Origin of the sequence: Streptomyces sp. NPDC096079, assembly GCF_040303145.1 — a bacterium.
Taxonomy (GTDB): Bacteria; Actinomycetota; Actinomycetes; order Streptomycetales; family Streptomycetaceae; genus Streptomyces.
In genome coordinates this window covers 141,920-162,688 of sequence record NZ_JBEOST010000004.1, presented here as the reverse complement: position 1 = coordinate 162,688, position 20,769 = coordinate 141,920, and the positions used below count along the sequence as shown (strand labels likewise).

Genomic DNA, 20,769 nt, shown 5'->3' with positions numbered 1-20,769 from the left:
GGCTACTCCTGTCCGAGCGGTCGGAGCTCGTATTTGGGGTTGAAGAGGACCCGCCGGCCGTGGCTCATGGAGATGCGGCCGGAGGCGATCAGCTTGCGGCCCGGTTCGATGCCCACGATGGAGCGCCGGCCGAGCCACACGACGTCGAGCGGTGCCGTGCCGTCGAAGAGTTCGGCCTCCAGCGCGGGCACACCGGCCCGGGGACGCAGCGTGACCGTGCGCAAGGTACCAGTCACCTTGACTATCTGGCGGTCGGAGCAGTCGGAGATCCGTGTGCACCCCGACGCTTCGGCGTCCTCCTGGAGCTCCTCCGACTCCAGGTCCTCCGGGGAGGAGGAGAGCCGGTCGAGCATCCGGCGGAACCTTCCGGCCGGCTTCTCTGTACGCGGTGCAGCACTCATACAGAAAGCGTACCGGCCTGCGGTGTCACCGGAAGCGGCCCCGGACCACCCTTCCGTACGCCTCCCGGTTCAGCGTTCGAAGCGGTAGCCCATGCCCGGTTCGGTGACGAAATGGCGCGGGTGGGAGGGGTCGGTCTCCAGCTTGCGGCGGAGCTGGGCCATGTAGACCCTCAGGTAGTTGGTCTCCGTGCCGTACGAGGGCCCCCAGACCTCCTGGAGGAGCTGCTTCTGGCTGACGAGCCGGCCGCTGTTGCGGACGAGGACCTCCAGGAGGTGCCACTCGGTGGGGGTGAGCCGGACGTCCCGCCCGTCACGGTGCACCTTCTTGGCCGCGAGGTCGACGGTGAAGCCCTCGGTCTCGACCACGACGACGCCGTCCTCGGCGCCGCCGACCGGCTCGGCGCGGCGCACGGCCGCCCGCAGCCGGGCGAGCAGTTCGTCCATGCCGAAGGGCTTGGTGACGTAGTCGTCGGCGCCCGCGTCGAGCGCCTCGACCTTCTCGTCGGAGGTCTGCCGGGCGGAGAGGACCAGGATCGGCACGCGCGTCCAGCCGCGCAGGCCCTTGATCACGTCGACGCCGTCCATGTCGGGCAGTCCGAGGTCGAGGACGACGACGTCGGGGTGGCGCTCGGCGGCGAGCCGGAGGGCGGTGGCGCCGTCGGGCGCGGCGTCGACCTCGTACTTCCGCGCCTTGAGGTTGATCACCAGGGCGCGGACGATCTGCGGCTCGTCGTCGACCACGAGGACCCGGGTCATGGAGGGGGCCTGCTTTCTTCGTTGTGTCGGAGGGTACGGATACGAGTACGGGTGCGGGGACCGGGACGGGCGACGGTGGGACCGGGGCTGCCGCGCGGACGCCGGTGCGGGCGACGGTACGGCGACGGGTGCCGCGCGGACACCGGTACGGCTACGGATATCAGCACGGGCGCCGGTACGGATGCGGTTCAGGTCACCGCGTGGGCCGGGAGGTCCGGGGACGGGGCCTGGGGCCCGCCCGGAGCGGCCCGCAGGGTGAGCACCATGGTGAGGCCGCCGCCCGGGGTGTCCTCGGCGCCGAGGGTCCCGCCCATGGCCTCGACGAAGCCGCGGGCGACCGCGAGGCCGAGGCCGACGCCGGAGCCGCGCGGGGCGTCGCCGAAGCGCTGGAAGGGCTCGAAGATGCCGTCCTTGGCCTCGTCGGGGACGCCGGGCCCGCGGTCCACGACCCGCAGTTCGACCCGGTCCCCCAGGGCGCTGGCGGCGACGGCGACGGGCTCGCCCCCGGGGCTGTACTTCACGGCGTTCTCCACGATGTTGGCGACGGCGCGCTCCAGGAGGCCCTTGTCGACCTCGACCATGGGCAGCGACTCGGGGATGTCGAGTTCGGCGCTGCCGTCCGGCACGCCGCCGAGCGCCATGGGGACGACCTCGTCGAGGTCGACGGCCCGGATGAGGGGGGTGACCGTGCCGGTCTGGAGGCGGGACATGTCGAGGAGGTTGCCCACGAGGTGGTCGAGGCGGTCGGCGCCCGCCTCGATGCCTTCCAGGAGCTCGGCGCGGTCCTCCTCGGACCATTCGACGTCGTCGGAGCGGAGGGAGGAGACGGAGGCCTTGATGCTCGCGAGCGGGGTTCTCAGGTCGTGGCTGACGGCGGCGAGCAGCGAGGTGCGGATCTTGTTGCCCTCCGCCAGCTTCCGGGCCTCCTCCGCCTCGCCGACGAGCCGCTGCCGGTCGAGGACGACCGCGGCCTGGGCGGCGAAGGCCCCGAGCACCCGCCGGTCCTCCGCCGGCAGCACCCGGCCCGTCAGGGCGAGGGCCAGGTGGTCGCCGACGGGCATGTCGACGTCGGCGTCCTCCGGGCGGGCGGCCGGGTGGGGTCCGACGCTCGCCGCCCGGGTCCAGGGCTCGACCTCGTCCGCGCGCTCCAGGAGGGCGACGGACTCCATGGAGAAGGTCTCGCGGACCCGTTCCAGGAGGGCGTCCAGGCTCGTCTCGCCGCGCAGCACGCTCCCGGCGAGGTAGGAGAGCACCTCGGACTCGGCGCGCAGCCGGGCGGCCTGGTGGGTGCGCCGGGCGGCCAGGTCCACGACGGAGGCGACCGACATCGCCACGCCGAAGAAGACGGCGATGGCGACGATGTTCAGGGGGTCGGCGACGGTCAGCCGGTGGAGCGGCGGGGTGAAGAACCAGTTGAGGAGGAGGGAGCCGACGGCGGCCGAGGCGAGCGCCGGCAGGAAGCCGCCGAGGAGCGCCGCGCCGACGGTGAGGGCGAGGAAGAGCAGCATGTCGTTGGCGAGCCCGAGGTCCGCGTCGACGTGCGTGAGGAGGAGGGCGAGGGCGAGCGGGCCCACGACGCCGACCAGCCAGCCGCCGAGGATCCGGGAGCGGCCGAGCCGGGCCCCGCGCGCGACGGGCAGGCCGCGGCCCTTGGCGACCTCGCCGTGGGTGACGATGTGGACGTCGAGGTCGGGCCCGGAGTCGCGGGCCACGGTCTGGCCGACGCCGGGGCCGAACACGTACTGCCAGGTCCGGCGGCGGCTGGAGCCGAGGACGATCTGCGTGGCGTTGACGCCGCGGGCGAACTCCAGGAGCGCGGAGGGGATGTCGTCGCCGATGACGTGGTGGAACGTTCCGCCGAGGTCCTCGACGAGGGTGCGCTGGACGGCGAGCTCCTTCGGGGAGGCCGCGGTGAGTCCGTCGCTGCGGGCGATGTAGACGGCGAGGACCTCGCCTCCGGCGCCCTTCTCGGCGAGCCGGGTGGCGCGCCGTATGAGGGTGCGGCCCTCGGGCCCGCCGGTGAGACCGACGACGATGCGCTCCCTGGCCTGCCAGGTGGAGCGGATGTTGTGCTCGCCGCGGTACTGCCGGAGGTACTCGTCGACCCGGTCGGCGGTCCACAGCAGGGCCAGCTCGCGCAGGGCGGTGAGGTTGCCGGGGCGGAAGTAGTTGGAGAGGGCCGCGTCGACCTTGTCCGAGGTGTAGACGTTGCCGTGGGCCATCCGGCGCCGCAGGGCCTCCGGGGACATGTCGACCAGTTCGATCTGGTCGGCCCGGCGCACCACCTCGTCGGGGACGGTCTCCCGCTGGCGTACGCCGGTGATCGCCTCGACGACGTCGCCGAGGGACTCCAGGTGCTGGATGTTGACGGTCGACACGACGTCGATGCCGGCCGCGAGGAGTTCGGCGACGTCCTGCCAGCGCTTGGGGTTCCGGGAGCCCGGGACGTTCGTGTGGGCGAGCTCGTCGACGAGGGCGACCGCGGGGCGGCGGGCGAGGACGGCGTCGATGTCCATCTCGGTGAAGGTCGTGCCCCGGTACTCCAGGGTGCGGCGCGGCACCTGCTCCAGGCCGTGCAGCATGACCTCCGTGCGCGGCCGGCCGTGGTGCTCCACGAAGGCCACGACGCAGTCCGTGCCCCGCTCCACCCGGCGATGGCCCTCGGAGAGCATCGCGTAGGTCTTGCCGACGCCCGGGGCAGCGCCGAGGTAGATCCGAAGCTTGCCGCGTCCCATGGCTCGACCATACGTCCAGCCAATCGGACATTCCGTACGCGGGGAGAGGCGGGGGACGGTATTGACGTGATCCTGATGGGCCCGACACCCGACCGCCCCGCTCGGCCGGCGCCAGGCACCGCGAGACGCCCCCGCCCCGCCGGTGCTACGCCCGCGCCCCGCTCCGCCGCCAGGGGCCCGGCCCCTTCGCCGGACGCCCCCCGTCCCTCAGTGCTCGATGATCTCGCCGTCGCTGAGCTCCAGGACCCGGTCCGCCAGGCCGAGGAGCTGGGGGTCGTGGGTGGCGACCAGGGCTGTGCAGCGCTCGCTGCGCACCACCGCGCGCAGCAGCTGCATCACGGCGAGCCCGGTCTCCGCGTCCAGCTGGCCCGTCGGCTCGTCGGCGATCAGCAGCGCCGGCTTGTTGGCGAGGGCGCGCGCGATGGCGACGCGCTGCTGCTGGCCGCCGGAGAGCTCGCCCGGCCGCTGGTTGGCGTGGTCGGCGAGGCCCACGAGCCCGAGCATCAGGGCGACCCGCTCCTCGCGCTCCTTGGGGTCCGCCTTGCGCAGCCGCAGCGGCACGCCCACGTTCTCGGCGGCGGAGAGGATCGGGAGCAGCCCGAAGGACTGGAAGATGAAGCCGATCCGGTCGCGGCGCAGCTCCAGGAGCCCGCTCTCGCCGAGGGTGGAGAGGTCGGTGCCGTCGATGACGATCCGGCCGCCGTCGGCGCTGTCGAGGCCGCCGACCAGATTGAGCAGGGTCGTCTTGCCGGAGCCCGAGCGGCCCTTGAGCGCGACGAGCTCGCCGCGCGGGATGTCGAAGGAGACGCCGCGCAGGGCGTGGACGGCGGCCTCGCCCGTCCCGTACGAGCGGCGCAGGCCCTCGACGCGGACCATCGGCGGTCCTGCCGGGTCCTCGATGACGGCCGTGGCGGACCTGCTGCTGCTCTCACTCACGCTGTGTTCCCCCTCCTCGGACATGTGCGCCGTCAGTATGGTCCGCCGCCGTGCCCGAGGGCCAGAGCAGGAGCCCGGGCCTGTGGACGACACGACGGCCGGTGGGCCGCTTCCCGTGCGCGAGGTACGGGAAGCGGCCCACCGGCCGTGTCTCGATGTGTGCCGGGCCGCCGGAGCGGCCCGGTGGGGTGTCAGCGGATCTCGGAGATCTCCGGACCGCGCTGGAGCTGGCCCATGCCGCCGGAGAAGCGGGAGTTCTCCTGCTCCTCCTGCTGCACGCCGTCCGGCACCATCTGCGCGTCGTTCGGCAGCTTGAGGACGATCGGGTCGCGCGGGGCCATCGGGCCCTCGCCGCGGACGACCACGGTGTCCCGGACGATCTGCTCCAGGAGGCCGGCGGCCTCGGGCTGGACCGCGCCCTGCCCGGAGATCACTCCGCGCAGGAACCAGCGGGGCCCGTCGACGCCCACGAAGCGGACCAGCTGCACACCGCGGTTGCCGTCCGGCAGCTGCACCGGGACCTGGGCCCGCAGCTCCCAGCCGAGCGGGCCCTCGACCTCGTCGATGGCACCGCCCTGCTGGACGATGCCGGTGGCGATCTCGTCGCGGACCTCGCCCCAGATGCCCTCGTTCTTGGGCGCGGCGAAGGCCTGCAGCTGCACGGCGCTGTCACGCAGGACGACGGTGGCCGCGACGATCGCGTCGCCCGCCACCTCCACGCGCAGCTCCATGCCCTCGACGCCGGGCACGAAGACCCCGCCGAGGTCCACGCGGCCCTCGTCGGGCTTGGCGACCTCGGAGATGTCCCAGGGTCCGTCGGGCCGGGGCGCCGGCGGAAGGTTCACGCGGCGCGGCGCCTCGGCGCCGTCCTCGTCCTCCACCGCGTCGACGACCTGCTCGGCCTCGCTCGCCGCGTCCTCGGCGGCTCCGCTCTTCTTGCGACGTCCGAACACGTCACTGTCCTTCCCGGTCGGATACGACCGAAGCGTATCGATTCCCACCCGTGGTGCCGTCCACGGCGGCATGACCGCCGGTGGACCCGAAGCCCCCCTCGGCCCGCGCCGAACCGGGAAGCTCCGCCACCTCGTGGAAGCGGACCTTCTCGACCTGCTGGACGACAAGTTGGGCAATCCGATCGAATCGTTCGAACCGCACGTCCTCGCGCGGGTCGAGATTGACCACGATCACCTTGATCTCTCCACGGTACCCGGCATCCACCGTCCCCGGGGCATTCACGAGCGCCACTCCGCAGCGGGCCGCGAGACCGGAGCGCGGGTGCACGAAGGCCGCGTACCCGTCCGGCAGGGCGATGGAGACCCCGGTGGGCAGTACGGCGCGCTCGCCGGGGGCGAGCACGACGGCCTCGGTGGTGACGAGGTCGGCCCCGGCGTCGCCGGGGTGCCCGTAGGCCGGGATCGGCACCTCGGGGTCCACGCGGCGGATCAGTACGTCGACAGGGTTGCGCATCAGGGGTTCACCTCGAAGGCGCGGGCGCGCCGGACCTGGTCGGGGTCGGACATGGCGGCCTGGATCTCCTCCGGGCGGCCGTTGTCGATGAAGTGGTCGACCTTGACCTCGATGAAGAGGGCGTCGGCGCGGACGGCGACGGGGCCCTCGGGCCCGCCGATCCGGCCGACGGCGGTCGAGTAGATCTTGCGGCCGTGCACGGCGGTGACGGCGGCCTCCAGGTGGAGCACGGTGCCGACCGGGACGGGCCGGGCGAAGTCGGTCTCCAGCCGTCCGGTCACGGCGATGACCCGCAGCAGCCAGTTCAGGGAGCCGAGGGTCTCGTCGAGCGCGGTGGCGAGCACGCCGCCGTGCGCGAGACCGGGGGCGCCCTGGTGGTCGGGGGTCACCGTGAACTCGGCGGTGACGGTCACGCCCTCGCCCGCGCGCGCTTCCAGGTGGAGGCCGTGGGGCTGTCCGCCGCCGCACCCGAAGCAGTGCTCGTAGTGAGCGCCCAGCAGCTCGCCGGGGGCCGGCGCGTCGGGGTGGCGTACCGGCGGTATGGCGTCGGCCGGCGGGGTGAGGGCGGCAGATGTTGCAGTCACAGCCGCAGACCTTACCCGCGCGGATGGGCGCAGGTCGCGCCGTGCCAAGCTTGGACGCATGCAGCCTTCCGCACCGTCCCCGGCCCCCTCCCCCGCGTCTCCCGCCGCGCCGCGCTTCGACGAGCGGCTGACGGCGCCGCGGTCGTGGTGGGTGATCGTGGCTCTGCTCGGCCTCTCCGGCGGCCTGATCATGTTCCCGCTGGGCACGGTCCCGACGCTGGTCGGCCTGATCGCGGCGAGCGTGCTCGCCGGTGTGGCGGTCTCCTCGTACGGCTCCGCGCGGATCCGGGTGGTGGCCGGTTCGCTGGTGGCGGGCGACGCGCGGATCCCGGTCGCGGCGCTGGGGGCGGCCGAGGCGCTCGGCGCGGAGGAGGCGCGCGCCTGGCGCACCCACAAGGCGGACCCGCGCGCCTTCATGCTGATGCGCAGCTACGTGCCGACGGCGGTACGGGTCGTGGTGGCCGACCCGGCGGACCCGACGCCGTACGTGTACCTGTCCAGCCGCGAGCCGGAGGCGCTGCTCGCGGCCCTGGAGGCGGAGCGCGCCTGACGCGCGGCGTCCCCGCCGGCGCGGCGCGCGGTCGCGCCGGCTAGAAGCCGAGCTCCTTGGGGTTCTCGGGCTGCTCCAGCGGGGGCAGCCCGGTGAGGGCGTCCCAGGGCACCTGGCGGGTGCGGAGGTCCTTGCGGATGTGCGCGGCGAGCCTCTTGGTGTCGCGGCGGTTCATGACGGCACCGACGGCGGCGCCCACCATGAAGGGCATGAGGTTCGGCAGGTTGCGCACCATGCGTTTCATGATCTGCTGGCGCAGTTCGCGCTTGAGCTGACCGCCGAGGGCCGCGTTGACCGTGGTGGGCTTGGCGGGATCGATGCCCCGTTCCTCGGCCCAGGAGGTCAGATAGGCCGTCGAACGCTGGGTGAGGCGGCCGGGGGGCCGCAGTCCGTAGACCTCGTGCAGTTCGGCGATGAGTTTGAGCTCCACGGCGGCGACGCCGGTGATCTCGGCGGCGAGCTCGGCCGGCAGCGCCGGGGGCACGGGGAGCATGGCGGCGGCGCCGACGCCCGCACCCACGGTCGAGCTCGCGTTCGCCGCGCCGGCGACGAGTTTGTCGGCGAGCTCCTCGGGGCCGAGGCCGGGGAACTGTCTGCGGAGGGTCGCCAGGTCGCGGACGGGGATCCGCGGGGCGAGGTCGATGAGCCGGTCGGCCAGATGACCGAGGCCGGCCTTCGCGCTGTCTCCGCCGCGCTTCACGCCCTGCCGGACGCCCCGCGTGACGCCGCGCCGGACGGCGTCGATCCGGTCGGAGTCGATCCTGATCCGGTCGAGCCCCGCGCGTGCGGGATCGGCGAGCCGCCTGACGGCGCCGAGGCGTCCGCCCTGCCGTGCGCCGGTCGGCCCGTCGTCCTGCGCGGACCGCTCCGGCAGGTGCTCCGGATCGGTCTCGGCGATCTCCATGACCGCTTCGAGCGAGGCCGGGAGGCCTCGCTCGTCGTCACGTGCGCCGAGGGAGGGCAGGGAGGCGGTGCGCTCGGCTTCAGGTGCCTCTGGGGCGCCCTCTGCCGGGCCCGAGCCGCCCTTGTACGTCTCCGGGCTCCCTGGGAGCCGCAGACGCCGCTTCCGGGACGGTGTGTCGCCTGCCACGGCCGAGCGTTCTCAGTCGCAGTCGCGGCAGATCGGCTGGCCGTTCTTCTCCCGGGCCAGCTGGCTGCGGTGGTGCACGAGGAAGCAGCTCATGCAGGTGAACTCGTCGGCCTGCTTGGGCAGGACCCGGACGGCCAGCTCCTCGTTCGAGAGGTCGGCGCCGGGAAGCTCCAGGCCTTCGGCGGCCTCGAACTCGTCGACGTCGACGGTCGAGGTCGACTTGTCGTTCCGGCGGGCCTTCAGTTCCTCAAGGCTGTCCGAGTCGACGTCGTCGTCGGTCTTGCGTGGGGTGTCGTAATCCGTTGCCATGTCGCTCTCCCCCTCTGGGTGGTTGCGGTGTCTCCAGCGCACGTAACGCGTGAGAGGTCGGACTTGTGCCCGACCTGAGGCGGAGATTTTGCCTCACATCAAGGTCTGTTACTCAATCGACACCCGTCGCGCACTCTCGCGAGTGATCGGCTTCGGGTGGCGAACCGGACCGTACACGGTCCTCCGGGCGGCCCTCACGGGCGCCACCCCGTGTACTTCCCGTCATTCGAGGCCCCGGAAACCCGGACTTTTCCTGGTTTTCCGAGGGATTTCTCGGTCACGGAGAGTGGAGGGCCGGGCACCCTCTCCTGTGATCGATCACACATGAGCGTCTCAGGATCGGGGCTCCGGAATTCCGCGCAAAGCGAACGGAACCGGTCGGCTCGTGCAGTGTGTCAGATCGGCAGAGTGACGCGCATCACGAGTCCGCCGCCCTCGCGCGGCTCCGCGATGATACGGCCGCCGTGGGCGCGGGCCACGGAGCGCGCGATCGACAGGCCGAGACCGACCCCCTTGTCGCTGCCGGTCCGCTCCTGCCGGAGCCTTCTGAACGGCTCGAAGAGGTTGTCGATCTCGTACGCGGGGACCACCGGTCCCGTGTTCGAGACGACCAGCACCGCCTGGCCGTCCTTGGCCTCGGTGGTGACCTCCACCCAGCCGCCCTCCGGCACGTTGTACCGCACGGCGTTCTGCAGCAGGTTCAGCGCGATCCGTTCGAGCAGCACGCCGTTGCCCTGGACGACCGCCGGCGCGCGCTCGCCCCGGATCTCCACGCCCTTGGCCTCGGCCTCTGCGTGCATCTGGTCGACGCCGCGCTCGGCGACCTCGGCCAGGTCGACGGGTTTGCGCTCGATGATCTGGTTGTCGCTCCGGGCGAGCAGCAGCAGGCCCTCGACGAGCTGCTCGCTGCGCTCGTTGGTGGCGAGCAGGGTCTTGCCCAGCTGCTGGAGCTCGACCGGCGCCCCGGGGTCGGAGAGGTGGACCTCCAGGAGGGTGCGGTTGATCGCGAGCGGCGTCCGCAGCTCGTGCGAGGCGTTCGCGACGAACCGCTGCTGGGCGGTGAAGGCCCGCTCCAGGCGGTCCAGCATCTCGTCGAAGGTGTCGGCGAGCTCCTTCAGCTCGTCGTCCGGGCCGTCCAGCTCGATCCGCCGGGACAGGTCGGAGCCGGCCACCTGGCGGGCGGTCCGGGTGATCCGGCCGAGCGGGGAGAGCACCCGCCCCGCCATGGCGTAGCCGAAGGCGAAGGCGATGATGCTCAGGCCGAGCAGGGCGAAGAGGGACCGGCGCAGCAGGTCGTCCAGGGCGAGGTCGCTCTGGTGCCGGAGGCAGACCGACACCGCTTCGTTGAGCTGTTCCCCGGTGCCCTGAACGGGCAGCCGGCACCAGGAGGTGGTCGGCTGGACCTTGCCCTCGACGACCTTGAAGGGCAGCTCCGAGACGCTGTCGGTGAGCGCCTGCGCGGTGAACAGGTAGATGATCGACAGCAGCAGGATGCCGGCGATCAGGAACATCCCGCCGTACAGCAGCGTGAGCCGTATCCGGATGGTGGGGCGCAGCAGCGGCCGGACGGGGTCCCGGGGGTCCCAGTTCGGCTTCGGGGGCGCGTGGGGGTGGGGAGCGGGGGTCGTGGCCATCAGGTCAGATCCGGTACCCGGAGCCGGGGACGGTGACGATGACCGGCGGTTCGCCGAGCTTGCGGCGCAGGGTCATGACGGTGACGCGGACCACGTTGGTGAACGGGTCGGTGTTCTCGTCCCAGGCCTTCTCCAGGAGCTGCTCGGCCGAGACGACGGCGCCCTCGCTGCGCATGAGGACCTCGAGGACGGCGAACTCCTTCGGCGCGAGCTGGACCTCCTTGCCCTCGCGGAAGACCTCGCGGCGGTTCGGGTCGAGCTTGATCCCGGCCCGCTCCAGGACGGGCGGGAGCGGGACGGTGGTGCGGCGGCCGAGGGCGCGCACGCGCGCGGTGAGCTCGGTGAAGGCGAAGGGCTTGGGGAGGTAGTCGTCCGCCCCGAGCTCCAGGCCCTCGACGCGGTCGCTGACGTCGCCGGAGGCGGTGAGCATCAGGACGCGGGTGGGCATGCCGAGCTCGACGATCTTCCGGCAGACGTCGTCGCCGTGGACGAGCGGGAGGTCGCGGTCGAGGACGACGACGTCGTAGTCGTTGACCCCGACGCGCTCCAGGGCCGCGGCGCCGTCGTACACGACGTCGACGGCCATGGCCTCCCGGCGCAGTCCGGTGGCCACCGCATCGGCGAGCAGCTGCTCGTCCTCGACGACGAGTACGCGCACGTCCTGTTTCCTTCCCGTCGAGCCGCTGTCCGGGGTGGGGAACGGCTGAAAGCTGAGCACTGACTGTGCGTGTCCATCCTGCCCCGGACGCGCGTAAACCGGCTGTAAGGCGGCGGGGCGGGGCCGGGGGCGGGAGGGTGGTGAGCGGGGGGCGCGCGGCTGGGCGCGCGAGCCGGAACGAAGAATTCACCGGATTCTCGGGCCAGTTGAGGTTTCTCTGAGGAAGGGGCTGGGGAGGACGACTGCACACCCCGTGATCACGCCCTGTATGTGGCGCGCCACCGGCCGCTCTCTGTCCCCCAGAGCTCGCAGTGTGTGATCCACCCACCCTCGGCACACCCCCGTGCCACCGGACCCACGAGGAGGGGGCGCACGATGGACGCTTTCACCGCAGGACTGCTGCACCGCATCAGGACCACGCAGACGGACCTCACGCGGGCCCGTGAGACGGGCGACGACTACCTGGCGGAGGTGGAGCAGGCGGAGCTGGAGGACCTGCACCGGCTGGCCGCCGAGCACGGCGTGGAGGTGGCCGCGCCGGGCGTCTGACCCGTCCCACCCGTCCGCACGCGGGGGCCCCGGCGCCGTCCTGGCACCGGGGCCCCCGTGCGTCCGTCTGCGGGCCCGCTAGTCGTGCCAGGCCCCCAGGTCCTCCAGGAGCTCCTGGAGGGGCCCGAAGAGGCCGGGAGAGGCCGCCAGGGTCAGCTCTCCGGACTCCGGCTCGCCGGGCCTGCCTCCGGTGAGCCCGCCGGCCTCGCGGGCGATGAGCGCGCCCGCGGCGAGGTCCCAGGGGTTGAGTCCGCGCTCGTAGTACGCGTCGAGGCGGCCGGCCGCGACGTCGCAGAGGTCGATGGCGGCCGAGCCGCCCCGGCGGATGTCGCGGACGCGCGGGATGACGCGCTGGGCCACGTCCGCCTGGTGGGCGCGGCGGGCCTGGACGTATCCGAAGCCGGTGCCGAGGAGGGCCTGGTCGAGGGCGGGCGAGGGGCGGACGGCGAGGCGCCGATCCCCCGCGTGGGCGCCGCCGCCGAGGACGGCCCGGTAGGTCTCGCCGCGCATCGGGGCCTCGACCACGCCGACGACGGTCTCGCCGTCCCGTTCGGCGGCGATGGAGACCGCCCAGGTGGGCAGGCCGTACAGGTAGTTCACGGTGCCGTCGAGCGGGTCGATCACCCAGCGGATCCCGCTGGTCCCGGGGCTGGACGCGCCCTCCTCGCCGAGGAAGCCGTCCTGCGGGCGGTGCTCGGAGAGGAAGCCGGTGATCAGCTTCTCGGCGGCGATGTCCATCTCGGTGACCACGTCGATGGGGCTCGACTTGGTCTTCGCCACGGCCAGGTCGTCCGGGCGGCCGTCGCGCAGCAGCGCTCCGGCCCGGCGCCCGGCCTCCAGGGCGAGGTCGAGCAGTTCGGTGAGCAGGGGGTCGGGAAGGGCGGTCACACCGTCTCCTTACGCGTACGGGCTGTCGGCGCCGGCCGCGGCGGGCCGCTCCGCCCTGGCCGGGCAGCAGCCGATCGGGCAGAGGTCGTGGGAGGGTCCGAGGGCGCCGAGGGCACATCGCTCGGCCCTGGTGCCCCGCTCGGTCGCCGCGCGCTCCAGGACGAGCTCGCGGACGGCGGCGGCGAAGCGCGGATCGGCCCCGACGGTCGCCGAGCGCCGGACGGGCAGTCCGAGCTCGGCCGCCTTGGCCGTGGCCTCGGTGTCGAGGTCGTAGAGGACCTCCATGTGGTCGGAGACGAAGCCGATCGGGACCATGACGGCGGCGGGCGCGCCGGCGCCGTGCAGCTCCTCCAGGTGGTCGCAGATGTCGGGCTCCAGCCACGGGATGTGGGGGGCGCCGCTGCGCGACTGGTAGACGAGCTTCCAGGGGTGGTCGACTCCGGTCTCCGCGCGGACCGCTTCGGCGATGACCCGCGCGACGTCGAGGTGCTGGCGCACGTAGGCCCCGCCCTCGCCGTGCTCGGTGACGGGGCCGGAGCTGTCGGCGGCGGAGTCGGGGATGGAGTGGGTGGTGAAGGCGAGGTGGGCGCCGTCCCGCACGGCCGGGTCGAGGTCGGCGAGGGAGGCGAGGACGCCCTCGGTCATGGGCTCGACGAAGCCGGGGTGGTTGAAGTAGTGCCGGAGCTTGTCGACCCGGGGCAGCGGGAGTCCCTCCGCCTCCAGGGTGGCGAGGGCGTCGGCGAGGTTCTCGCGGTACTGGCGGCAGCCGGAGTACGAGGCGTACGCGCTGGTGGTGAGGACGGCGATGTGGCGCCGTCCGTCGGTGATCATCTCGCGGAGGGTGTCGGTGAGGTACGGCGCCCAGTTCCGGTTCCCCCAGTAGACCGGCAGGCCCAGCCCGGCCTCCTCGAAGTCCGTCCGCAGCGCGTCGAGGAGCGCGCGGTTCTGGTCGTTGATCGGGGAGACGCCGCCGAAGAGGAAGTAGTGCTGCCCCACTTCCTTGAGCCGTTCCTTCGGGATGCCGCGGCCGCGGGTCACGTTCTCCAGGAACGGGACGACGTCGTCCGGGCCCTCGGGGCCGCCGAACGAGAGCAGCAGCAGGGCGTCGTACGGGGCGGGATCGTGCTGATCGGACATGGACCCGATCCTCCCACCCGCGTCGGCCCGTCCGAAAAAGGGGGATGACCCATCCAGTTCAACACCGTAGGCTTTAGCTATTAATTACACGTGTTGACCAAGGACTCATCTTGCCCAGTCCCTACCGCGCGATCTTCGCGGCGCCCGGAACCGCCTCGTTCTCCGTAGCGGGGTTCCTCGGCCGCATGCCGCTGTCCATGATGGGCATCGGCATCGTGACCATGATTTCGCAGGTCACCGGCCGGTACGGCCTGGCCGGCGCACTCTCCGCGACGCTCGCGATGTCCGCCGCGGTCCTCGGGCCCCTGGTCTCGCGCCTGGTCGACCGGCACGGACAGCGCAGGGTGCTGCGCCCGGTGACGCTGGTCTCGATGGCCGCGGCCGCCGGACTGCTGGTCTGCGTGCAGCAGAAGGCCCCGGACTGGACGCTCTTCGTGTTCACGGCCGTGATCGGCTGCGTGCCGAGCGTCGGCGCGATGACCCGCGCCCGATGGGCGGAGATCTACCGGGGCGAGGAGCGGCGCCTGCACACGGCGTACTCCTGGGAGTCGATCGTCGACGAGGTGTGCTTCATCTTCGGCCCGATCCTCTCCATCGGCCTGTCCACGGCCTGGTTCCCGGAGGCCGGCCCGCTGTTCGCCGGGGTGTTCCTTGCGGTCGGCGTCTTCTGGCTGACCGCGCAGCGCGCCACCGAGCCGGTCCCCCACCCCCACCAGGGCGCCCGGGGCACCTCGGCGCTCCGCTCCCCCGGCCTCCAGGTGCTCGCCCTCGCCTTCGTCGCCACCGGCGCCATCTTCGGCTCGATCGACGTGGTGACCGTGGCCTTCGCCGAGGAGCGGGGCCAGAAGGCCGCCGCGAGCCTCGTCCTGGCGGTCTACGCGCTGGGCTCAGGACTGGCCGGCGCGGTCTTCGGACTGCTCCACCTCAAGGGCGAGGCGTCACGCAGGTGGCTCCTGGGCATCTGCGCGATGGCCGTGAGTATGATCCCCCTCCTACTGGCCGGGAACCTGCCGTTGCTGGCCGTGGCGCTCTTTGTCGCGGGCCTGTCCATCGCACCGACGATGGTGACCACCATGGCCCTCGTCGAAGCGCACGTACCGCGCACCAAGCTGACCGAGGGCATGACCTGGACGGGTACCGGGCTCGCGGTCGGCGTGGCGCTCGGCTCCTCGGCCGCCGGCTGGGTGGTCGACGCGTCGGGGGCCGAGGCGGGGTACGTGGTGCCCGTCGTCTCGGGCGCGCTCGCGGTCGTGGTGGGTGTCCTCGGACACCGCCGGCTGCGCAGGCCGGCGCCGAACCGGGAGGGGCAGCGTGGGCAGGACGGCAGCAGCGGGGACAGCGGGGTCGGCGAGCGCCAGGACGGCGAGCAGCCCGTGGCGTAACTGGGCGGGGAACGTCACCTCCCGCCCGGTGCGGGAGGTGAGCCCGGCCTCGGCCGAGGAGCTCGCCGAGGCGGTGCGCCGCGCGGCCGAGGACGGCCTGCGGGTCAAGACCGTCGGCACCGGCCACTCGTTCACCGCGATCGCGGCCACCGACGGCGTGCTCATCCGGCCGGGCCTGCTGACCGGGATCCGGCGGATCGACCGCGAGGCGATGACCGTCACGGTCGAGTCGGGCACCCCGCTGAAGCGGCTCAACGTGGCGCTGGCCCGGGAGGGCCTGTCGCTCACGAACATGGGCGACATCATGGAGCAGACCGTCGCCGGCGCCACCTCCACCGGCACGCACGGCACGGGCCGCGAGTCGGCGTCCATCGCCGCGCAGATCCGCGAGCTGGAGCTGGTGACGGCCTCCGGCGAGCTGCTGACCTGCTCGGAGAAGGAGAATCCGGAGGTCTTCGCGGCCGCCAGGATCGGCCTGGGCGCGCTCGGTGTGGTCACGGCGATCACCTTCGCGGTGGAGCCGGTCTTCCTGCTCACCGCGCGCGAGGAGCCGATGACCTTCGACCGGGTCACCTCGGAGTTCGACGCGCTGCACGCGGAGAACGAGCACTTCGAGTTCTACTGGTTCCCCCACACGGACAACTGCAACACCAAGCGCAACAACCGCAGCGCGGGCCCCGCCGCTCCCCCGGGACGGATCAGCGGCTGGATCGAGGACGAGTTCCTCTCCAACGGGGTCTTCCAGCTCGCTTGCGCGCTGGGCCGCGCGGTGCCGCCGGTCATCCCGTCGATCGCCAAGGTCTCCAGCCGGGCCCTGTCGGCCCGTACGTACACCGACATCCCGTACAAGGTCTTCACCTCGCCGCGCCGGGTCCGCTTCCTGGAGATGGAGTACGCGCTGCCGCGCGAGGCGGCGGTCGCCGCGCTGCGGGAGCTCAAGGCGATGGTCGAGCGCTCGCCGCTCAAGGTGAGCTTCCCGGTGGAGGTGCGCACGGCGCCGGCGGACGACATCGCGCTGTCCACGGCCTCGGGGCGGGAGACCGCGTACATCGCCGTCCACCTCTACAGGGGAACGCCCCACCACGGTTACTTCACCGCGGTGGAGCGCATCATGACGGCGCACGGGGGCCGCCCCCACTGGGGCAAGGTCCACACCCGCGACGCCGCCTACCTCGCCGAGGCCTATCCGCGCTTCGCCGAGTTCACGGCGCTGCGCGACCGGCTGGACCCGGACCGGCTCTTCGCCAACGACTACCTCCGCCGGGTCCTGGGCGACTGACGGTCACTCGGCTCCGGCGTCGGCCCCGGCCGGCGCGGGAGCCTGCGTGGTCGGTGCCACGGGCTGCCCCGTGCCCGACGTCGGCGCCGGGGTCGGCGCCGTCGGTTCGGCCGTCGGCCCGGTGGGCGTCGGGGCGGGGGTCGTCCCGCCGTCGGTGGAGCCGGAGGGCGTGGGCTCGGCCGAGGGCGTGCCGGTGGCGGGCTCCCGGGTCGGGGTGGATCCCGTCGTGGGCGTGTCCGTGCCGCCCCCCTGCCGCCCGGAGTGCTCCGCCGAGCCGGACGGCGTCGGCGCGGGCCCCCGGTCCCGCTCGGAGGTGTCCTGGCCCGTGCTCCCGGCGCCCCGGACGGCGGAGCCGAAGGTGGTGGTGCCCTGCCTGCCGCCGAAGTCCTCGCCCGCGACCAGCTCGTAGGAGGTGATGCCGCCCATGGTGACGCCGAAGACGAGGGCGGCGGCGATCGCCGGGCGCTTCCAGCCCCGCACGCGCGTGCCGTGGACGGTCGCCTCGCCGAACTCCTCGTCGGGCGGCGGCGGGAGCGTGCCCGGCATCAGGACGCGGTCGTCCCGCGAGCCGGCCGGGACCGGGACCTGACGCGTCTTCGGCTTGGCCGAGGCGGTCACGTCGCGGACCTGCTCGCCGGTCCGCTTGAAGAGGTGCTGGAAGAGCGGTCCGCCGCAGGTCGCGATGACGCTGATCACACCGGCGCCGAGGATCGTGCCGTACACACCGAGGGTCGAGGCGAGTTTGGCGGCGATGACCGCGGCCAGGGCGCTGCCGGAGACCTGAGCCACGCTCAGATCGATCCTTCTCCCGCCGTTCTTCCTCGCCTCCTCCGGCTCGTCCCCGTCGGTTTCCGGCCTGTGACGCATCTCCGACCCCTGATGGTTCATCCGTTCGTCTTGCACCCAGAAGGGACATACGGGAGAAGCGATTAGTTCCGTTTCTGCTGTTTCTGTGAAGAGCGACACGTGCGGGGGAAGATCACGGAGACTCAACTCCCGTACCGCCCGAGAAGTTGAGCGGCGCGCCGGTCCACCCAGGTGGCCCGAATGGAGTACATTGACGAACCCTGGGTCCGGACGCCCTCACGGGTGCCCGGGATCACGGGGAGGGAGCCGGACACGGCGCTCGAACCGGCGGCGCCTCGGCATCGCACGGAAACCGGCTGCGGAGAGTGACGGCCAGTCACTCCGGGTAGCTAACAGGTAACCGTGCCATAACGGCGTTCCAGGGTCCATGCCCGACACGCCGGGCAACTCGGCAAGGTAGTGGCAGGCTGCACCCGGGCAGGCCACACTCGACTAGCGGAAGCAGCGACGCACGTGACGTCGGCAGGCACCACCCGGGAGGTCCCCATGCCCGAACTGCGTGTCGTGGCCGTCTCCAACGACGGCACACGACTGGTGCTGAAGGCTGCTGACAGCACGGAGTACACGCTTCCGATCGACGAGCGGCTCCGCGCCGCCGTGCGCAACGACCGCGCGCGCCTCGGCCAGATCGAGATCGAGGTCGAGAGCCACCTCCGCCCCCGTGACATCCAGGCGCGGATACGAGCCGGTGCCTCCGCCGAGGAGGTCGCCCAGCTCGCCGGCATCCCCGTCGACCGCGTGCGCCGCTTCGAGGGCCCCGTGCTCGCCGAGCGCGCCTTCATGGCCGAGCGGGCCCGCAAGACCCCGGTCCGCAGGCCCGGCGAGAACAGCGGCCCGCAGCTCGGCGAGGCGGTGCAGGAGCGGCTGCTGCTGCGCGGCGCCGAGAAGGACACCGTGCAGTGGGACTCCTGGCGCCGCGACGACGGCACCTGGGAGGTGCTGCTCGTCTACCGGGTCGCGGGCGAGGTCCACACGGCCAGCTGGACGTACGACCCGCCGAGGCGGCTCGTCCAGGCCGTGGACGACGAGGCCCGCGCCCTGATCGGCGAGACGGACGACACGATCGCCGCCGCGCCCGAGCCCAGCTTCCCCTTCGTGCCGCGCATCGCCCGGCTGCCCCGGGACAGGCCGCTCGACCGCGCCCTGGACCGCCAGATCGACCGGCCCGACCGCCTGGAGCGGGCGCCCGCGCCCGTCGAGCCGGAGGAGGAGCGGGACTCGCTGACGAGCCTCCTGGAGGCCGTGCCGAGCTTCCGCGGCGACATGGTCGTGCCCGAGCCGCCGGACACGGAGCCCTCGGAGGAGGCGGAGGCGGAGGAGCCGCCGGCCCCGGCCGCCTCGGCGGGCGCGGGCTCGGCCTACGCCGACGTCCTGATGCCCCGCGCGGTCTCGGGCCACCGGGACAGGCTGCACGGCGCCACGGACCGGCAGGCCGAGGCGGACGGCGTCCGCCCCGGCCGCCGCGCCGCCGTGCCGAGCTGGGACGAGATCGTCTTCGGCACCCGAAGGAAGAAGCAGGACTGACGGCCGTACGCGAGGAGGGCCCGCACCGCTCGACGGCGCGGGCCCTCTCTCCGTACGTCTCCGATCGCGTACGCCGCTGCCGCGGGCCCTCTTCCCGTACGCGCTACCGCGGGTCCGGGCCCGTGGCGACCGGGCGGGCGGGGTCCGAGGACCACTCCGACCAGGAACCGGCGTAGAGGCCCGCCGGGATCCCCGCGATCTCCAGGGCGAGCACCTCGTGGGCGCCCGAGACGCCCGAGCCGCAGTAGACGGCGACCGGGGTCCCGTCGGCCGCGCCGAGCGCCGTGAAGCGGTCCTTCAGGACATCGGCCGCCAGGAAGAGGCCCTCCGCGTCGACGTTCTCGGTCGTCGGGGCCGAGACGGCACCCGGGATGTGCCCTCCGACCCGGTCGATCGGCTCCACGTCCCCCCGGTAGCGCTCGGCCGCCCGCGCGTCCAGGAGCAGCCCCGCACCGGGCAGTGCCGCCGCCGCGTCCGCGTCGAGCAGTCCGAGGGCGCCCGGCTCCGGCCGGAAATCACCCGGCTCCGGGGCGGTGACCTTCTCCGTCAGCTCGCCCGTCCAGGCCGCGAGGCCCCCGTCCAGGACCCGCACGTCCGGGTGACCCGCCCAGCGCAGCAGCCACCAGGCGCGGGCCGCGCCCCAGCCGAGGCCCCCGTCGTAGACGACGACCGGCCGGTCGGCCGAGACGCCGGCCCTGCGCATCACGGCACCGAAGGCCTCCGGGTCGGGCAGCGGGTGGCGGCCGCCCTTCCCGGGCGGTCCCGCGAGTTCCGCGTCCAGGTCGACGTAGACCGCGCCGGGAAGGTGGCCGGCCTCGTACGCGGGCCGTCCGGGCGGGCCGCCGAGCGTCCATCGGACGTCCAGGAGGACCGGCGGCCGGGGACCGGCCGACTCGCTCAGGAGTTCGCTTGCGGAGATGATGGGCTTCATGGGGGCCATCCTCGCGCAGCCGCACGGCCGCGGGGGGACGGACCCGGCGACCTCCGTCGGTATCGCGCCACGATCGGTGCGGCCGGGACGCGCCGCACCCTCGTCGGTGGCACCATCGGACGGGGGCACGGCCACGACGATGGTCCGAGGAGAGAGTGACGATGACCGAGGCGACTCCACGATCGCCCGGCACACCCTGCTGGGTGAGCCTGATGGTGCACGGGCTTGACGCCACGCAGGAGTTCTACCACGAGCTCTTCGGCTGGGAGTTCGTCCCGGGTCCCCAGCAGCTCGGCCCCTACGTGCGCGCGTTGCTCGGCGGCGAGGAGGTGGCGGGCATCGGCCAGCTGCCGCCCGACCGGCACCTGCGCATCGCCTGGACGCCCTACCTGGCCGCCGAGGACGCCGACGAGACCGCCGAGAACATCCGCTGCTGCGGCGGCACCGTCGCCGTCGGCCCGCTGGACGCGGGTGAGGCGGGCCGTCTGGCGATCTGCTCCGACCCGACCGGAGCGGTCTTCGGCGTCTGGCAGGCCGAGGCGCACCACGGCACGGTGATCGCGGGACCGCCCGGGACCCCGGTGTGGAACGAGCTGATCACCTACGAGACCTCGTCGACCGGCAAGTTCTACCGCGCGGTCTTCGGCTACGAGGTGGAGCCGGTGGTCTCCGCCGACCACGACTACGCGACGCTCCATGTGGCGGGGACCGCGGTGGCCTCGCTGCACGGCGTGGGGAACGCGCTGCCCCGGGACCGGGGCCCGCACTGGATGACGTACTTCGAGGTCGCCGACCCGGACGCGGCGGCGCGGCTCGTCCTCGAACTGGGCGGCCGGGTGCTGCGCCCGCCGCGCGAGGGCACGGCGGGACGGCTGGCGCTGGTGGCGGACCCGGAGGGCGCGGTCTTCACGCTGGTGAGGTCCGCCGAGCACTGATCACCCGCGACGCGCGGCACGTCCCCCGACGGCTCGACCCCCGTCCGATCAGACCCGCCGGCTCGGCCCCGCCGACTCGGCCCCCGTCCGGTCAGGCCCGTCCGCTCGGCCCAGACGGCTCGGCCCCCGTCCGGTCAGGCCCGTCCGCTCGGCCCCG

General features: G+C 73.2%; 21 protein-coding genes. 6 read left to right on the top strand and 15 right to left on the bottom strand.

Features of this window, described 5'->3' with window-relative positions; translation table 11 throughout:
• Positions 1-2: 2 nt before the first annotated feature.
• The 7 genes from ABTY59_RS11175 to ABTY59_RS11145 all read right to left on the bottom strand — a co-directional run bounded on the left by ABTY59_RS11175 (position 3) and on the right by ABTY59_RS11145 (position 6,879).
• Complete coding sequence (locus ABTY59_RS11175) at positions 3-401, bottom strand: OB-fold nucleic acid binding domain-containing protein (protein ID WP_015036728.1); 399 nt, start codon at positions 399-401, stop codon at positions 3-5.
• Positions 402-470: 69 nt separating this feature from the next.
• Positions 471-1,157 carry a response regulator gene (locus tag ABTY59_RS11170; RefSeq protein ID WP_352018634.1) on the bottom strand — a complete coding sequence of 229 codons (687 nt, stop codon included), beginning with the start codon at positions 1,155-1,157 and terminating at the stop codon, positions 471-473.
• Between the two features lie 188 nt (positions 1,158-1,345).
• Positions 1,346-3,892 carry an ATP-binding protein gene (locus ABTY59_RS11165; RefSeq protein WP_352018633.1) on the bottom strand — a complete coding sequence of 849 codons (2,547 nt, stop codon included), beginning with the start codon at positions 3,890-3,892 and terminating at the stop codon, positions 1,346-1,348.
• 207 nt (positions 3,893-4,099) lie between these two features.
• On the bottom strand, positions 4,100-4,828 hold the full coding sequence (locus ABTY59_RS11160; RefSeq protein ID WP_352018632.1) for an ABC transporter ATP-binding protein: 729 nt from the start codon (positions 4,826-4,828) through the stop codon (positions 4,100-4,102).
• 191 nt (positions 4,829-5,019) lie between these two features.
• Positions 5,020-5,781, bottom strand: coding sequence for a DUF3710 domain-containing protein (locus ABTY59_RS11155; protein ID WP_352018631.1), 762 nt, complete (start codon positions 5,779-5,781; stop codon positions 5,020-5,022).
• 1 nt (position 5,782) lies between these two features.
• Positions 5,783-6,295 carry a dUTP diphosphatase gene (gene dut, locus ABTY59_RS11150; RefSeq protein WP_116158406.1) on the bottom strand — a complete coding sequence of 171 codons (513 nt, stop codon included), beginning with the start codon at positions 6,293-6,295 and terminating at the stop codon, positions 5,783-5,785.
• The gene (locus ABTY59_RS11145; protein ID WP_351186886.1) at positions 6,295-6,879 is read right to left on the bottom strand and encodes a PaaI family thioesterase; all 585 of its coding nucleotides are present in this window, start codon (positions 6,877-6,879) and stop codon (positions 6,295-6,297) included. Before ABTY59_RS11145 ends, dut begins: the two co-directional genes overlap by 1 nt.
• Before the next feature lie 58 nt (positions 6,880-6,937).
• On the opposite strand from ABTY59_RS11145, the gene ABTY59_RS11140 reads away from it, so the two are divergent.
• A complete protein-coding gene (locus ABTY59_RS11140; RefSeq protein ID WP_352018630.1) occupies positions 6,938-7,429 on the top strand; it encodes a DUF3093 domain-containing protein in 492 nt (163 codons plus the stop codon).
• Between the two features lie 40 nt (positions 7,430-7,469).
• On the opposite strand, the gene ABTY59_RS11135 is transcribed toward ABTY59_RS11140, so the two are convergent.
• The 4 genes from ABTY59_RS11135 to ABTY59_RS11120 all read right to left on the bottom strand — a co-directional run bounded on the left by ABTY59_RS11135 (position 7,470) and on the right by ABTY59_RS11120 (position 11,120).
• Complete coding sequence (locus ABTY59_RS11135; RefSeq protein WP_352018629.1) at positions 7,470-8,519, bottom strand: hypothetical protein; 1,050 nt, start codon at positions 8,517-8,519, stop codon at positions 7,470-7,472.
• A 12-nt stretch (positions 8,520-8,531) separates the two neighbouring features.
• Positions 8,532-8,828: a DUF4193 domain-containing protein gene (locus ABTY59_RS11130; protein ID WP_003955561.1), complete on the bottom strand. Its 297-nt coding sequence runs from the start codon at positions 8,826-8,828 to the stop codon at positions 8,532-8,534.
• Positions 8,829-9,223: 395 nt separating this feature from the next.
• Positions 9,224-10,462 (bottom strand): sensor histidine kinase, encoded by a 1,239-nt coding sequence (locus ABTY59_RS11125; RefSeq protein ID WP_352018628.1) that lies wholly within the window; start codon positions 10,460-10,462, stop codon positions 9,224-9,226.
• A gap of 4 nt (positions 10,463-10,466) precedes the next feature.
• The gene (locus ABTY59_RS11120; RefSeq protein ID WP_017237674.1) at positions 10,467-11,120 is read right to left on the bottom strand and encodes a response regulator transcription factor; all 654 of its coding nucleotides are present in this window, start codon (positions 11,118-11,120) and stop codon (positions 10,467-10,469) included.
• A 375-nt stretch (positions 11,121-11,495) separates the two neighbouring features.
• On the opposite strand from ABTY59_RS11120, the gene ABTY59_RS11115 reads away from it, so the two are divergent.
• Entirely contained in the window at positions 11,496-11,669 is a 174-nt protein-coding gene (locus tag ABTY59_RS11115; RefSeq protein ID WP_015036717.1) for a hypothetical protein, read from the top strand.
• Positions 11,670-11,747: 78 nt separating this feature from the next.
• Here ABTY59_RS11115 and ABTY59_RS11110 read toward each other — a convergent pair whose 3' ends face one another.
• Entirely contained in the window at positions 11,748-12,557 is an 810-nt protein-coding gene (locus ABTY59_RS11110) for an inositol monophosphatase family protein (protein WP_352018627.1), read from the bottom strand.
• A 9-nt stretch (positions 12,558-12,566) separates the two neighbouring features.
• Positions 12,567-13,694: a ferrochelatase gene (locus tag ABTY59_RS11105; protein WP_352018626.1), complete on the bottom strand. Its 1,128-nt coding sequence runs from the start codon at positions 13,692-13,694 to the stop codon at positions 12,567-12,569.
• A gap of 110 nt (positions 13,695-13,804) precedes the next feature.
• Between ABTY59_RS11105 and ABTY59_RS11100 the strand changes: the two genes are divergently transcribed.
• Together ABTY59_RS11100 and ABTY59_RS11095 are read left to right on the top strand one after the other, a co-directional pair.
• The gene (locus tag ABTY59_RS11100) at positions 13,805-15,076 is read left to right on the top strand and encodes an MFS transporter (protein ID WP_352018625.1); all 1,272 of its coding nucleotides are present in this window, start codon (positions 13,805-13,807) and stop codon (positions 15,074-15,076) included.
• Positions 15,006-16,355: a D-arabinono-1,4-lactone oxidase gene (locus ABTY59_RS11095; RefSeq protein WP_352018624.1), complete on the top strand. Its 1,350-nt coding sequence runs from the start codon at positions 15,006-15,008 to the stop codon at positions 16,353-16,355. The genes ABTY59_RS11100 and ABTY59_RS11095 overlap by 71 nt, the downstream gene beginning before the upstream one ends.
• A gap of 3 nt (positions 16,356-16,358) precedes the next feature.
• Here the strand turns inward: ABTY59_RS11095 and ABTY59_RS11090 are convergent, their stop codons facing one another.
• The gene (locus ABTY59_RS11090; protein ID WP_502995352.1) at positions 16,359-17,222 is read right to left on the bottom strand and encodes a hypothetical protein; all 864 of its coding nucleotides are present in this window, start codon (positions 17,220-17,222) and stop codon (positions 16,359-16,361) included.
• Between the two features lie 486 nt (positions 17,223-17,708).
• Between ABTY59_RS11090 and sepH the strand changes: the two genes are divergently transcribed.
• Entirely contained in the window at positions 17,709-18,746 is a 1,038-nt protein-coding gene (sepH, locus tag ABTY59_RS11085; RefSeq protein WP_352018622.1) for a septation protein SepH, read from the top strand.
• Between the two features lie 103 nt (positions 18,747-18,849).
• Here sepH and ABTY59_RS11080 read toward each other — a convergent pair whose 3' ends face one another.
• Positions 18,850-19,677, bottom strand: coding sequence for a sulfurtransferase (locus ABTY59_RS11080; protein ID WP_352018621.1), 828 nt, complete (start codon positions 19,675-19,677; stop codon positions 18,850-18,852).
• 161 nt (positions 19,678-19,838) lie between these two features.
• On the opposite strand from ABTY59_RS11080, the gene ABTY59_RS11075 reads away from it, so the two are divergent.
• Complete coding sequence (locus ABTY59_RS11075; protein WP_352018620.1) at positions 19,839-20,612, top strand: VOC family protein; 774 nt, start codon at positions 19,839-19,841, stop codon at positions 20,610-20,612.
• Positions 20,613-20,769 lie beyond the last annotated feature (157 nt).

What these genes read in the sequence shown, in the direction of transcription:
- ABTY59_RS11130 (WP_003955561.1), bottom strand. Translation starts at nt 8,828, where the DNA reads ATGGCAACGGATTACGACACCCCACGCAAGACCGACGACGACGTCGAC.
- ABTY59_RS11165 (WP_352018633.1), bottom strand. Translation starts at nt 3,892, where the DNA reads ATGGGACGCGGCAAGCTTCGGATCTACCTCGGCGCTGCCCCGGGCGTC.
- sepH (WP_352018622.1), top strand. Translation starts at nt 17,709, where the DNA reads ATGCCCGAACTGCGTGTCGTGGCCGTCTCCAACGACGGCACACGACTG.
- dut (WP_116158406.1), bottom strand. Translation starts at nt 6,295, where the DNA reads ATGCGCAACCCTGTCGACGTACTGATCCGCCGCGTGGACCCCGAGGTG.
- ABTY59_RS11125 (WP_352018628.1), bottom strand. Translation starts at nt 10,462, where the DNA reads ATGGCCACGACCCCCGCTCCCCACCCCCACGCGCCCCCGAAGCCGAAC.
- ABTY59_RS11075 (WP_352018620.1), top strand. Translation starts at nt 19,839, where the DNA reads ATGACCGAGGCGACTCCACGATCGCCCGGCACACCCTGCTGGGTGAGC.
- ABTY59_RS11170 (WP_352018634.1), bottom strand. Translation starts at nt 1,157, where the DNA reads ATGACCCGGGTCCTCGTGGTCGACGACGAGCCGCAGATCGTCCGCGCC.
- ABTY59_RS11090 (WP_502995352.1), bottom strand. Translation starts at nt 17,222, where the DNA reads ATGCGTCACAGGCCGGAAACCGACGGGGACGAGCCGGAGGAGGCGAGG.
- ABTY59_RS11140 (WP_352018630.1), top strand. Translation starts at nt 6,938, where the DNA reads ATGCAGCCTTCCGCACCGTCCCCGGCCCCCTCCCCCGCGTCTCCCGCC.
- ABTY59_RS11115 (WP_015036717.1), top strand. Translation starts at nt 11,496, where the DNA reads ATGGACGCTTTCACCGCAGGACTGCTGCACCGCATCAGGACCACGCAG.
- ABTY59_RS11080 (WP_352018621.1), bottom strand. Translation starts at nt 19,677, where the DNA reads ATGAAGCCCATCATCTCCGCAAGCGAACTCCTGAGCGAGTCGGCCGGT.
- ABTY59_RS11175 (WP_015036728.1), bottom strand. Translation starts at nt 401, where the DNA reads ATGAGTGCTGCACCGCGTACAGAGAAGCCGGCCGGAAGGTTCCGCCGG.
- ABTY59_RS11105 (WP_352018626.1), bottom strand. Translation starts at nt 13,694, where the DNA reads ATGTCCGATCAGCACGATCCCGCCCCGTACGACGCCCTGCTGCTGCTC.